A 12,885-nucleotide genomic window follows, 5' to 3' on the forward strand; every position below is an offset into this window, starting at 1 on the left:
GCGCCCGGGTCGGGCGCCGCGCGGAGAGCCGGACGAGCTGGGTGGTCATGACACGCGGTCCTGCGCGGCCTGGATGGCGGCGAGCGCCTCGTCGATGGTCGTCTCGCCGAGGACGAGGCGTTCGGACTCGGCCACGATCGCGGTCTTGACGTCCGTGGCGAAGGTCGTCGACATGACCTGCAGGCCTTCGACGCCGTCGGCGAAGCCGGTGAGCTGCTGGGGGACGTCGCCGCCCGCGAGGAGCTCCGGGTTGGTCGGCAGGATCCGGCCGACCTCCGCGAACACGGTCTGCTGCTCGGGTTCGGTCAGCCACTTCACGAAGGCGAGTGCCTCGTCGGGGTGTTCGCCCTTCGGGTTGATGACGGCGCCCTTGCCGGGGATGCCCGGGGACCGGGGGTCGAGTGTGCCGTCGTCGGCGGCGGGGAGACCGATGGAGAAGTAGTCCTCGAACTCGGGGTTGGTGGCGAGCCCGACGGACACGCCGGGCGATGCGTCGAAGATTGCTCCCGTGCCCTGGGTGAAGAATGCGGACTCGACGTCGGGGTTGTCGTCCTGGCCGCCGGGGAGCGCGTCGTTCGTGATGACGCCGGCCTCCTTGAGGTCGACGAGGTACTGGAAGGCGTTGCGCCAGCCGTCCTGCTCCCAGCTCTCCTCGCCGTCGAAGGTCGCTGCGATCTGCTCGTCGGTGAGCCAGTTCGAGGCGAGGCCCTGGACGAGCAGTGGGGTGACCGATGCCGCGACGGAGAAGGTGCCGGAGCCGGTGTCGGCGGCGGCCAGGGCAGCGGTGAGCTCGCCGGTGGTCTGCGGCGGCTCGGCCTGGTCGATCCCGGTCAGGGCGGGGTTGATGAGGAAGCCGTAGGTCTGGGTCTCCCAGTGCACGCTGTAGACGCCTGCGGGGATGCCGAGGTTGTTGCCGTCCTCGAAGGTCGACATCTTGACGACGGCGGGGCTGAAGCTGTCCTTCCAGCCCGCCTCGAGGTCCTCGGTGAGGTCCATGGCCCAGCCGGCCTTGTAGAACGGGGCCATCTCCGTCGCGTTGAACGAGGAGTAGATGTCAGGCATGTCGCGGGACTGGGCGCGCGCCTGCAGCTTGGGCAGGTAGTCGGCGGGCCCGGGCGAGTCGACGGTGATCTTGATCCCGGTCTCTTCGGTGTACTGCTCGGCGAGCTGGTTCAGTGCCGCTTCCTGACCGCGGGACTGGTTCAGGAACGTCAGCTCGATCTCGCCGTCGTCGGCGGGGTCGTCTGTCGAGCCGCAGCCGGCCAGCAGGAGGGACGCGGCGATCGTCAGTGATCCGGCCGCGACGGCCGCACCGCGGCCACGACGCCGGGTGCTGTGGTTGTTGGGGGTAACACGCATGGTCCTCACCTTTGAAAGACTGGGCGCAGCTCCGGGCGTGCCGGGAGTCAGGGCGCCACATCGGTGTATATGGGGAATCGGTCGTGCTGGTGCGGCGTCGCCTGGATCGGCGATCCGCGGGTGGTCAGGGTGGTTCTCCTTGTCGCTTCGGGTCGTCGGATCGATGAGCAGTTCAGGGGACGGCCGCGTTGCCCTGGGGTACGGGGGGCAGGGTGCGCAGCCCTTCCGCGGTGATGTTCCATCCGTCCGGGAGCGGTGCACCTGCTTCGGCCGCTGTGGCGATGTGCGCGACGGCGGCGAGGAGCCCCCCGTTGGCCGGCAGGTACAGCGTGAGGAAGCCCGGCATCTGCGGGTTGTGCCCGTTGGCCAGGTAGGTGTTCTTCGGCGAGGGCAGCAGGAGTCCGTCGATCGCCCGCCCGAGGTCCCCGAGGGCGACCGCCGTCATCGCGAGCACCGGGTAGTCCCAGCCCCACGTCGACTGCAGGTCCCACTGCTCCCAGACGTCGTCGAGGGTCGCCGCCATCACGTCCGGGTCGACCAGGCCGGTGGCCGGGACCCACCCCAGGGCCATGAGCATGGACGGGTGGTCCTTGCGTACCAGGAACGGGGGTGTCGCGATGGCGGCATACCCGCCTCCCGGCAGCCGTGTGGGCGGGCGCATGTTCCACGCCACCCGGTCCCAGTCCACGCGCCGAGGCAGGCCCAGGCGGGAGCGCCACTGGTTCGCCACCCGCAGCGCCCACGCCCAGTAGGCGAGCTCGAACGTGGGATCACTGACCGTCCTCCGGTCCGCGAGGTAGCTCTCCTGCGCCGGGATCAGGGGCGGCGGCAGGGTGTAGGTGCCGTCACGGTCCTCCACGAAGTCGGCCATGAAGTCCGCGGTCGCCTCCACGAGCGGATAGTGCGCACGCAGGAAGGAGTCGTCACGCCCCTCCTGGCGCAGCAGCTCGAGCAGGTGGATGGGGTGCGGCTGCTGCCAGACGAGGAAGACACCGATGTTGCTGGGCGACTCCCGTGCGGACAGGTCGGTCTGCTTGGGCCAGCGCGCACCGCGGTAACCCTGCCGCCGTGCGGTGGTGCGGGCGGAGGCGAGTGCTCGGTGGTACCACGCGAGGCTGCGTTCCAGCAGGTGGCCCCTGCCCCACAGCGGGAAGTGCGCGCCGTGCCACCAGTGCATCTCGAGGTGGAACTTGCCGCTCCAGGTGTTGTACGTCAGCCCGGTCTCCGCCGGCGGAGCTGAACCCGCACAGTTGACCGCAAGCAGGTGCTGGGAGAGCACGATCCGGCGTTCGAGCTCGTGCGCCCGTTCGTCGGTGCTCCCCTCGAGGCTCACTGCGGCTCCGCTCTCCCAGTACTCCTGCCACCAGCACGCCGACGCCGCGCAGACCTCTGCGAAGCTCGGGGGCGCGTCTTCAGGCACCGGGCCGGGAGACATCTCGACGACCACCTCGATCGATGGCTGCCGCGTGCCTGCCCGGACACCGTCGCGGCCGTGCGGTGACAGCACGCCAGTCGTGGCCACCTGCACGCCATACGTCGTCGTCTCCACGCTGCGTCGCGCGGTCCAGCGCCGTGGTGCCGTCGCGGTCCAGACCGTCTCCTCGTCCAGAAGGTGCTCGAACCAGGCCAGGTCGTCCTGCTGAGGGTCGAACACCCACGCGACGCCCCACCCGGCGGACAGCAAAGGAGACTCGACCCGCACCGCGAACCGGTTCGCTCCAGGATCGGCCACGGTCGTGACGGTGACCGGCTCGCCCGCGAGCACGTACCTTGCCTCCACCCGCCCGGACCACAGGTCGAGTTCGGTGCGCGGGTCTCCGAGCACGTGCGGGTCCTCGGGAACCGTGCCGTCGGTGCGTACGAGCGTGAGTCGCCCGAGATGGGCACGGCGAGGGTTGTAGTGAAACCACGCGCCCGGGGCGAGTTCCTCCGGGATCGGATCGGCTGCCCGCTGCAGCCCCATGCGGTCGGCGTAGGGCACCGGGCCCCTGGGAGTCGGGTAGTCGGTGACTGCCTCGTCGAAGCGAAAGGAACGCGTCGGGCGGGTCTCGTACCAGCCCCACGTCGACTGGGTGCGCAACGGTATCTGGTAGTCGTCGAGATCGAACGGCCGGGGCGCGTGGTCCGGCAGACCGTCCAGGCCATCGTGAGCGGTACGCGAGGGGTCGGGCCGCAGCTCGTGGAACTCCGGGAAGGTCTGAAGCCCCGAGATGTCCACGGTCAGCGCGACGTTCCCGTTGCCCACCGTGAGAACGGCAGTCGGGTGCGCGGCCGTGAGGACGGGGTTGTGCCGGCGCACCAGCTCCCGTCGGTCGAGCTTCGCCTGCGGCATCCTGGCCCCCGTTGAATTCTGAGTTGTCTTTAACTTTGGCGAGGGTAGCACCGCGTTCGACCACCCTGTCAATGCCTCTGACGGTCCAATTCCGAGCCGTCTATGATTTTGGCGGGCGGCATACGATCGCCCCGTTCGCTTGTTCGACGCCCACCGGAAGGAGCCGCACACATGGCGGCAAAGCGCGGCCCATACGCGAAGTCGGACCAGAGACGCCAGGCTCTGAGCCGCGCCGCCCTGACGCTCGTACGGGAGAAGGGGCACCGCAACGTCGCCGTGTCAGAGATCGCCGAGCTGGCCGGGACGAGCGAACCGACCGTCTACTACCACTTCCCCACCAAGGAGAGCCTGCTCATCGCAGCGCTCAAGCAGCACGACGACGAGCACATCCACGCGCGGGGTGAGGCCGGTGCGATCGCCGAGATGGGGCACCGCGCCGAGATCGGAGTGCAACGCACGAACATATCGCGGCTCTACGCGGAGCTGGCCGGGGCCGCAGCCGACCCCGACCATCCCGCCAACGCGTACTTCCAGGAGCGCTGGGCACGTTCCTTCGATGTCGTGGCGACCGACATCCGGCGCCTGCAGGCAAGCGGTTCGGTCCCACAGGACGTGGATGCCGACGTCGCCGCGCGGATGCTCCTGGCGGCCTGGGAGGGTCTGCAGTTCCAGTGGCAGCACGGACCCCGGTTCGACATCCGTGCCCACATCGAGTGGCACATCCGCACCCTCCTGGGTCCGAACGCCCTGGACTGAGTGAGTACCACGAGACATCGTTCCGGCGACTGACGGACGACCGTCAGTTGGTGCTCCCGAGGCCGCTTGCTTCCTTCAACGAGTGCTTTCGCCCAGCAGATCGCTCATCTTCCTGGCGATGAGCGTCGTCGCGTACCTCGGGTTCAGGCGGGCGAGCCGGTCCATCGCGGCCGCGTCCGGGCCGATCGTCGCACGGAACCTGTCTTTCTCGATCGCCTGGACTATCACGCGCCCTGCCTCGACCGGGCTGGTCGTCCGGTACGAGCCGCTCCCAGCCGAGTCGTCTCCGGCGAGGGCCACCCCGGAGTTCGCGGCGATGCCCGTGCTGATCGCGCCGGGGAAGACCACCGTCACGTGCACGCCGGTGTCCAGCAGCTCGGCGTACAGCGCCTCGGTGAACAACTTGACCGCCGCCTTGGACGCTCCGTAGAGCGCCTGCCCCGGCACGGGTGCATAGGCGCCCATGCTCGCGACGTTGACGATCGTGGCCTCCTGCCGCGCGACGAGCACTGGCAGGAACGCCTTGCACATGTGGACCACACCCCAGAAGTTCACGTTCATCACCTTCTCGATCTCCGGGTACGGCAGGTCGAGAACCTTGACGAACTTCTGGATCACTCCGGCGACGTTGATGATCCCGTCAACCTGTTCGTGAGTGGCAGCAACCGCGTCCGGCAATGCCTCCACCGCGTCCCGGTCGGTGATGTCGACGACGTGCGAGGAGTATCTGGAGCCGGCATCTGCCAGTGTCCGGGTCTCCTGGAGACCTGGACCGCTCAGGTCCACGCCCGCGACCGACGCACCGCCGGCCACGAGCCGCAGGGCGACCTCACGCCCGATCCCGTTGCCCGCTCCGGTGACGACGAATACCTTGCCTGCGATCTCCATGTCGATCCTCTCCTTGGTTCCTGGCGGGTGCACCCGGTCACGGCCCGCGCACCACGTGCGCGGGCCCCACGACAAGCTCGGGATCCGTGCCAGGTAGGTGCAGGGTGCAGGTCGAACCTGGAGGCACGGTCACCTGCGCCCGCATGCCGCCGGTCACGCGGTCCCAGCGCGCGGCAATCGTGCCTTGCGGGGACTCGTGGCTGCCCTCGGCCCAGGTCACCGACCCTCCCGGCGCCGGGGCCACCGTGAATGCCTCCCACGCGACCGAGCCGGGGTCCTGGCGCAGGCCCACCACGTGGCTGTGCAGGAAGCGGACCACCGCGCCTTTGCTGTAGTGGTTCAGCGACTCGTGCGCCTGACCTCGTTCGTCGATGCCCTCCCAGTCCTCCCAGATGGTGGTCGCACCCTTGTCGACCATGGCCATCCAGGACGGGGACGTGGTCTGGAACAGGAGCCCGTAGGCCACGTCCGTGTGCCCGGTCTCCACGAGGACGGGCAGCAGGTCGCCCGTGGAGAGGAACCCGGTGGCCAGGTGTCCCCCGGCCGCGGCCACGAGCTCGACCAGCCGGTTCGCGGCCGCGGCCCGCAGTTCGACAGGGACGAGTCCGAAGCTCAGCGCCCGGACGTAGGCCGCCTGCGTGTCGTCCACGGTGCGGCCGTCCGGCCCCAGGAACTCGGTCCGCCAGGCGTGGAGCACCCGCTGCCCGACCTCCGCGTACCTCGCCGCATCGTCCTCGAACCCCAGGATCCGCGCGATCTCCGCGAGCGTCGTGACGCTGCGGTAGAGGTAGGCGGTGCCGACCTCACCCTTGTCGGCCATGAACCAGGCCGCAGGGTCCACCTTGACCGGGTCCCGGCGCGAGCCGTCGGGACCCCGAGGCACCGGCTCGGTCCACTCCCCCCAGTGGAAGGTCCCGTCCCAGAGGTACTCCTCGTGCGGGGCAGGCTCCGGCGAGCGCCGCACACGGGTGTGGTGGCGGGTGGTCCGAGCGGTCGCCAGCTCCCAGTCGACCCAACGCACCATCGCGGCCCAGTTCTCGGCCAGCACGTGCTGGTCCCCGTACGCGTGGTACAGCTCCCAGGGCACGGCGACGATCGCGTCGCCCCAGCCGGCGGAACCGGTCATCAGGGCGAGCCGGTCCTCCGGGTGGTGCTTGATCCGGCGTCCGTCGGGCGCGAAGTTCGGGATCCGGCCGTCGTCGAGCTGGTCGTCACGTACGGACTGCAACCACTTGCGGCTGAAGCCGAGCACGTCGTACAGCCGCGTCGCCGTGGAGACGAAGACCTGGTAGTCCCCCGTCCAGGCGAGGCGCTCGCGGGTCGGGCAGTCCGTCGGGACGTCCACCGCGTTGCCGCGGAAGCTCCACCCGGCGATCTCGTGCAGCCGGTTCAGCTCCGGGGAGCTGCTGGCGAACGTGCCGGTGCGGCGTAGATCGGTGTGCACCACTTGCATGGTCACGCGCGCCGGGTCCACAGGGGCGCCCGCCCGGCGGATCCGGACGTACTGGAAGCCGTGCACGGTATGGCGCGGCTCGAACACGTCCGTCACGCCGTCGGAGACGACCTCGTCGCGCTGCGAGAAGACGACGACCCCGCCATCGCCTGAGGAGTTCAGGTGGGCGGTGTCCAGGTCGCCGTCGGGGCCGACGTGCTCGCCGTGGTCGATCACGGTGCGGGTGCCGAGCGGTCCCAGTCCCTCGATCCGCAGCCACCCCGAGGCGTTCTGCCCGAAGTCGAGCACCCACGTGTGGTCGTCGATCTGCCGAGAGGTCACGGGTGCGCGGGACTCGACCACGCGCACCGGTGGTGCCGGCGAGCAGGTGATCGGCGGGGCGGAGACCTGGTCGACGAGGACGGGCTGCGGCGGCCCGACTGGCCCGGCGGTGTGGTCCGTGGTCTGCCCGGCCATGAGGTCGGCGCGGGTGATGGTCGAGACGGTGGAGGTCCAGGAGCCGTCGCTGAGCACCATCTGGCGGGTCCCGTCGGGCAGCTCGAGGTGCAGCTCGACCCGGGCGGCGAGCACGGTGCCCCAGCCGGCGGGCAGCCGGAAGGCACCCACCTGCCCGCGGAACCAGCCGTCGCTGAGCACCACCTCGAGCCGGTTCTCCCCCGCCCGGATCGCGCCCGTCACGTCACTGACCTGGGCGTACAGCGTGTCGTCGTAGGACGTGCTCCCGGGGGTCAGCTGCGCCGTCCCGGCCCGCTCGCCGTTCACGAACGCCTCGTACACCCCCAGTGCGGTGGCGTGCAGCCGGGCCCGCGACACCGGACCGGCGACCGAGAAGGTCGTGGCCAGGACGTGTGCGGGGCGCTCGCCGTACCCCGGGCCATCCTCCTCTACGGGGCTGATCCAGCGGGCCGTCCAGTCGGCGTCGGCCAGACCCGCCTCGAACGATGACCAGTCGGAGCGGACCTGGCCGCCCGGACCGTGCGGCGACACGCGCCACCGCACCCGTGCCCCGCTGCGCAGCGGCGCCCAGGGCCAGGCCACGAACCTGTGCTCCGGACCGAGCGCGCGCGGCGGCAGCGGGTCCCCGTCCATCTCCGCCTCGAGCAGCGACCCGGTGACCGGGCCGAGCGACGTCGGCAGGGTCCACGACAGCCGGGGAGCCGGTCCGGTCACCGGGAACTGGTCCCCGCCGGAGTCGACCTGGAGCAGGAGGCTCACAGCTGCCCGCGCCTCGCCACGCCGCCGAGCCAGGCGAGGCTCGGCTTGGGGGTCCGTACGAAGGTCTCGCGGTCCACGGCCACGAGCCCGAAGGTCGGCGCCCAGTGGCCCCACTCGTAGTTGTCCAGCAGGCTCCAGTGCAGGTAGCCGTGCACGGTGATGCCGTCGGCCATGGCAGCGGCGAGACCCTCGAGAGCACCCGTGGTGTAGGCGATGCGCCGGGCGTCGTCGCCCGTGGCGATGCCGTTCTCCGTGACAAGAATGGGCAGTCCGGTCACCTCGTGCGTGTGCCGCACCGCGACGCCGAGGGCGTCGGGCCGGTAGGCCGTGCCCACCAGGGTGTTGTCCGGGTGGTCGGGGTAGGGCTCGATCCCGTCGGCGTCGACGTACTGGACCGAGTAGGACTGCACGCCCACGAAGTCGTCACCCGCGCTGCCCTCCAGGTACAGGTCCTCCCACACCCAGGAGAGCTCCGCCATCCGCTCCTCCCCTCCCGGCCGGGCCTCGAAGGCACGGTTCGCCACGCTCCAGCCGATCTTCGCGGACGTCTTCGCGCGCAGCACCTGGCGGGCGGCGTGGTGGGCGCGCACGAAGATCCGCCCGATCTCCGGGTCCGGGGTGGGCAGCCGCACGGGACGGGGACCGTTGTCGACCGTGGGGCTGGTCCAGTCCTCCCCGCCTCCGCCCACGGCCGCGCCGCCGGCCGCGTTCCGTGCCATGTCCCGTCCCATCGCGGTCATCATCGAGAGCATGTTGGGCTCGTTCATGGTGACGACCCACTCGACGCCGTCGAGGATCCGCGTCACGACCTCGACGTACCGGGTGAACCGGTCGACGGCGTCGTCGGCGAGCCAGCCGCCGCGTTCGGCGAACCAGCGCGGGTTCGTGAAGTGGTGCAGGGTGACCACCGGTGTGAGCCCCAGCTCGACCGCCGTGTCGATCATGCGCCGGTAGTGGGCGAGCTCGGCGTTCGAGAAGAGGTTCTCCTCCGGTTCGATCCGGGCCCACTCGATGCCGAAGCGGTAGGCGGTGCAGCCGGCGCCTGCGAGCAGCTGCATGTCCTCGCGGTAGCGGTGGTAGGAGTCGCAGGCGTCGCCGCTGCGCTCCATGCCGGGCACGCGCCCCTCGTTGGCCCAGAAGTCGGAGCCGACGTTGCCGCCCTCGATCTGGTGCGGGGCGGTGGCGGCGCCCCAGAGAAAGGTGGTGGGAAAGGTCCTGGTCATGGTGTCGCCGTTCTCGTCGTTCGGGGTCACTTGGCGATGGCGTTGAGCTGGGCGTTCAACGCCGCGATCTGTTCTGCGGGTACGCCGCCGGCCTGCCGGACGAGCTTCTCGAGGCTCATCCGGTCGACGATGGCCTGCATGGCGGCCGGGATCTCGACGCCCCGGCCGACCTCGCCGCGGCTGGTCGCGAGGGTCTCGAGCACGGAGGCGATCAGGCGGGCACCCTGCTCCGACCGCTTGATGTCGCCGAGGGTGTCCCGGATCGAGAGGAAGCCCTCGGGGGCGGGGAGCTCGGCGTCGTCGAACCAGTTGGCGATCGTCGTGGTGGGCATGACGGTCGCCGCTGGCACCTCGTCGACCTTGCGCAGCACGACGGTGTCGGTGAGGTCGCCGGAGCGCGCGGTGATCCTGTGCTCGCCGGTCAGGGGGACCTGGAAACGGAAGGCCCGACGGCCCTCGACGACTCCGTGCTCGGCGTCGTCCACCAGGAGGGTGACCCGCTCCTGGTTGGAGTAGACGATCACCTCGGTCACGTCCTCCACCCGGTCGGCACGGCGCCGTCCGGCCACGTGCACGAAGGGTTCGGTCGCCCACGCCGCCTTGTACAGGTAGAACGCGTCCTTCTTGACGGTGCGGTCGAAGGAGACCAGGCCTTTCTGGTTACGGCCGGCCACCCCGCCCTCGTCGCGGCCCGCCGAGCCGAAGTCGGCGAGGTTCCACACGTGGGTGGCCCACAGCCAGGGCCGCTGCTCGATCATCGTGAGCATGTGCTCGTGGTACAGCGCCTGGTAGCTCTCGGTGTAGTCACCCTTGGCGGGCGTGGCCGACTGGAACAGCGGGTTGGCGTCGGCCCCGTACTCGGACAGGCCGATCGCGACCTCCGGGTAGGCCTGGTGGAAGTCGTCGAGCCAGGTGTCGTTGTCCTCGACCTCGCCCACGTACCAGCCGAAGTAGAGGTTGTAGGACATCACGTCCGGCACGGTGACGAGCGGGTGGTCGGTCTCCAGCAGGAACAGGTGCGCCATCGCGGTCAGGCGCGTGGGGTCGAGCTCGTGGGCGAGGCGGTTCAGCTCGAGGTGGGCGGCCAGCACGTCCTCACCCGCACCGGCGAGCGTGATCTCGTTCGAGAGGCCCCAGCTGACGATGCTCGCATGGTGCCGGTTCTGGACGACGAGCTCGGTGAGCTGGTCGCGGGCGTTGCCGGTGCCGCCGGGCAGGAACACCGTGATCTGTGGGATCTCCGCCCACACCACGATCCCGGCCTCGTCGCACAGGTCGTAGGTCCGCTGGTCGTGCTGGTAGTGCGCGAGCCGCACCGTGGTCACCCCCAGCTCGCGCAGCAGGGCGAGGTCCTGCTGCCGCAGCTCCTCGGTGATCGCGTTCCCCACGCCCTCGTGGTCCTGATGACGGGACACACCGCGCAGCGGGTACTCCTCGCCGTTCAGCAGGAAGCCCCGCTGCGGGTCGACCGCGAACTCGCGGCAGCCGAAGCGCAGGTCGACCGCGTCGAGCACGGTCCGGCCCGTCAGGAGCTCGGCGCGCGCGGTGTAGAGGTGGGGGTCGCGCAGGCCGTGCCAGCGGCGCACTTCCTGGATGGGCAGGGTGACGGTCGCCTCGCCGTCGACGACGGGCACGGTCACGGACGCCTCGCCGTCGATGCCGAACCGCACCGCGACGTCGGGGCCGGTCGCGCCGGTGACCCGGGCGGTCAGCGCCACGTCGGCCCGGTCCCCGTCGAGCGCCGAGGTCACCGTGAGGCCGGGCCCGCCGTGGTCGTCGAGCGCGAGGTGGGTGGGTCCGACGGCGACAAGGCGGACGTCGCGGTAGATGCCGCCGTAGAACGTGAAGTCCGCCTGCTGCGGGTACACCCGGTCGTTCGCGGCGTTGTCCACGACCACCAGAAGGGTCCGTGCACCGTCTGCGAGCGCGGCCGTGAGATCGACACGGAACGTCGAGTAGCCACCGTCGTGCCGGCCGAGCAGCCGTCCGCCCAGGTACACCTCGGCCGAGGAGTTCACGCCCGCGAACTCCACCCAGGTCTCCACGGGTCCGACGGCCCCGGCGGCGCCTGCGGGCTCGACGAGCCGCGCATAGGTGGAGCGGCCACGGCGGTACCCTCCGCCGGCCTGGCCGTCGACCGCGTTCCACGTGTGCGGCAGGGTGACCCGCTCCCCCGCGCGGACGACGTCCGCCCAGCCCGCGTCGGCCGGCAGCTCGACGGGAGCGAACGCCCAGCCGTCAAGGATCGGCGTGACCTGGCGGGGGCTGGCAGGGGGCGGCGGCATAAAGGCTCCTTCGACAAGACGACGCTGGCGTGCCGCCACAGTACGAACCGCTCGCACACCGGTGATAGAACTGGTCGCGCATCAGCAGGACCAATTCGGCACCCCCGTGCCGTGGACGAACGGAACCCTTCATGCCGACGACGTCGGAAGCCGCCCCTGTCGACACCCTCGAGGCGGTCCGTGCCGTCCTCGCCGGCGTGCTGAGCTGCCCCGTCGTCCTGGTCCGGGCGTCCGACATCCCGGCGGCCCTGGCCGACTTCGAGGCGGCCCACTGCCTGGACCCGCGCCTGCAGCCCGCGTTCACGACCGCCTCGCTGCGCGCGTTCGTGCGGGAGATGGAGCCGCAGGTCGTCCACGAGGTGCTGGAGCCGCTCGGGATGGCCGTGACGCTGGTGCGGTGGGCGGAGCAGCTCCTGGTCGTCGGGCCCTACACGCACGAGCCGACGCATCCCGGGGTCGCGGAGGAGGTGCTGAATCGGCTCGGGATCTCCACCGCGCACCTTCGGCTCTACAAGCTGTATCGCACCCGGTACCCGATCGTGGACCCCGAGTACGTGCACCGGGGTGCCGCCGCGCTGCTGCGCGCCGCCGGCAGCGACGACGTGCTGGGCCGGCTGCACCAGGTCAAGGCCGAGGGCGGGACGATCGAGCCGGGTCACGGCGAGGCGCCGCAGTCCGCGTCCTTCGCGGTGATCGACGAGCGCTACGTCCTGGAGCGGGAGTTCATGGATGCGGTCGCCGAGGGCTCGACGGAGCAGGCCCTGGCCGCCCTGCAGCGCCTCGCCCGCATGCCGCAGACCATGAACTACCTCAACACCCCGTTCCTCGGTGCGACGATCCTGCGCATCATGGCCCGGGTGGCGGCGCAGCGCGGCGGGCTCCCCGGCGTGACGATCGACGCGATCTCCCAGGAGTACGCCCAGCGGCTGCACCGGGTCGGTCACACGGCCGACGCGCGGCGGATCGCGCCCTTCACCGCGCAGATGGTCACGGACTTCTGCCGGCACGTGCGCCGGCACCACCAGCGGGGCTTCTCGGCCCTGGTGCGACAGGTGACCGACGAGATCGACCTGCATCTCAGCCACCCCGTCTCCACCTCGGAGCTCGCCGAGCGCGCGGGGGTCTCCGCCTCCACGCTCGCACGGCGCTTCAAGGCCGAGACGGGTACGACCGTCGCCGAGTACGTCGCCCGGCACCGGGCCGAGCGCGCCGCCCGGCTGCTCACCACGACCTCGCGGCACGTGCACGACATCGCCCTGTTCGTGGGGTACGACGACGCGAACTACTTCGTGAAGGTGTTCCGGGCCGCGTACGGGATGACCCCCACGGCCTATCGCGCCGCCCACGCGGGATGAGCCGGGTGGGCCGCCCGGC

General features: G+C 70.7%; 8 protein-coding genes. 2 read left to right on the forward strand and 6 right to left on the reverse strand.

Annotated features, from left to right (window positions below; genetic code table 11):
* Positions 1–45 precede the first annotated feature (45 nt).
* Together ACFWEJ_RS06645 and ACFWEJ_RS06650 are read right to left on the reverse strand one after the other, a co-directional pair.
* Entirely contained in the window at positions 46–1,359 is a 1,314-nt protein-coding gene (locus tag ACFWEJ_RS06645) for an ABC transporter substrate-binding protein (RefSeq protein WP_377228408.1), read from the reverse strand.
* A gap of 172 nt (positions 1,360–1,531) precedes the next feature.
* Complete coding sequence (locus ACFWEJ_RS06650) at positions 1,532–3,691, reverse strand: hypothetical protein (RefSeq protein WP_377228409.1); 2,160 nt, start codon at positions 3,689–3,691, stop codon at positions 1,532–1,534.
* Positions 3,692–3,862: 171 nt separating this feature from the next.
* On the opposite strand from ACFWEJ_RS06650, the gene ACFWEJ_RS06655 reads away from it, so the two are divergent.
* Entirely contained in the window at positions 3,863–4,447 is a 585-nt protein-coding gene (locus ACFWEJ_RS06655) for a TetR/AcrR family transcriptional regulator (RefSeq protein ID WP_377228410.1), read from the forward strand.
* 75 nt (positions 4,448–4,522) lie between these two features.
* On the opposite strand, the gene ACFWEJ_RS06660 is transcribed toward ACFWEJ_RS06655, so the two are convergent.
* Genes ACFWEJ_RS06660 through ACFWEJ_RS06675 form a run of 4 tightly spaced genes read right to left on the reverse strand, consistent with a single transcriptional unit; the run spans position 4,523 to position 11,511 of the window.
* The gene (locus ACFWEJ_RS06660) at positions 4,523–5,335 is read right to left on the reverse strand and encodes an SDR family NAD(P)-dependent oxidoreductase (RefSeq protein ID WP_377228411.1); all 813 of its coding nucleotides are present in this window, start codon (positions 5,333–5,335) and stop codon (positions 4,523–4,525) included.
* Positions 5,336–5,372: 37 nt separating this feature from the next.
* The gene (locus ACFWEJ_RS06665) at positions 5,373–8,003 is read right to left on the reverse strand and encodes a family 78 glycoside hydrolase catalytic domain (RefSeq protein WP_377228412.1); all 2,631 of its coding nucleotides are present in this window, start codon (positions 8,001–8,003) and stop codon (positions 5,373–5,375) included.
* A complete protein-coding gene (locus tag ACFWEJ_RS06670) occupies positions 8,000–9,226 on the reverse strand; it encodes a family 1 glycosylhydrolase (protein ID WP_377228426.1) in 1,227 nt (408 codons plus the stop codon). The genes ACFWEJ_RS06665 and ACFWEJ_RS06670 overlap by 4 nt, the downstream gene beginning before the upstream one ends.
* Positions 9,227–9,252: 26 nt before the next feature.
* Positions 9,253–11,511, reverse strand: a complete 2,259-nt coding sequence (locus ACFWEJ_RS06675; RefSeq protein WP_377228413.1) for a glycoside hydrolase family 2 protein — start codon at positions 11,509–11,511, stop codon at positions 9,253–9,255.
* A gap of 131 nt (positions 11,512–11,642) precedes the next feature.
* On the opposite strand from ACFWEJ_RS06675, the gene ACFWEJ_RS06680 reads away from it, so the two are divergent.
* A complete protein-coding gene (locus ACFWEJ_RS06680) occupies positions 11,643–12,866 on the forward strand; it encodes a helix-turn-helix domain-containing protein (protein ID WP_377228414.1) in 1,224 nt (407 codons plus the stop codon).
* Positions 12,867–12,885: the final 19 nt, after the last annotated feature.

The organism is Promicromonospora sp. NPDC060204 (genome assembly GCF_042728455.1).
Lineage (GTDB): Bacteria > Actinomycetota > Actinomycetes > Actinomycetales > Cellulomonadaceae > Promicromonospora.

What these genes read in the sequence shown, in the direction of transcription:
- ACFWEJ_RS06655 (WP_377228410.1), top strand. Translation starts at nt 3,863, where the DNA reads ATGGCGGCAAAGCGCGGCCCATACGCGAAGTCGGACCAGAGACGCCAG.
- ACFWEJ_RS06645 (WP_377228408.1), bottom strand. Translation starts at nt 1,359, where the DNA reads ATGCGTGTTACCCCCAACAACCACAGCACCCGGCGTCGTGGCCGCGGT.
- ACFWEJ_RS06670 (WP_377228426.1), bottom strand. Translation starts at nt 9,226, where the DNA reads ATGACCAGGACCTTTCCCACCACCTTTCTCTGGGGCGCCGCCACCGCC.
- ACFWEJ_RS06650 (WP_377228409.1), bottom strand. Translation starts at nt 3,691, where the DNA reads ATGCCGCAGGCGAAGCTCGACCGACGGGAGCTGGTGCGCCGGCACAAC.
- ACFWEJ_RS06680 (WP_377228414.1), top strand. Translation starts at nt 11,643, where the DNA reads ATGCCGACGACGTCGGAAGCCGCCCCTGTCGACACCCTCGAGGCGGTC.
- ACFWEJ_RS06660 (WP_377228411.1), bottom strand. Translation starts at nt 5,335, where the DNA reads ATGGAGATCGCAGGCAAGGTATTCGTCGTCACCGGAGCGGGCAACGGG.
- ACFWEJ_RS06675 (WP_377228413.1), bottom strand. Translation starts at nt 11,511, where the DNA reads ATGCCGCCGCCCCCTGCCAGCCCCCGCCAGGTCACGCCGATCCTTGAC.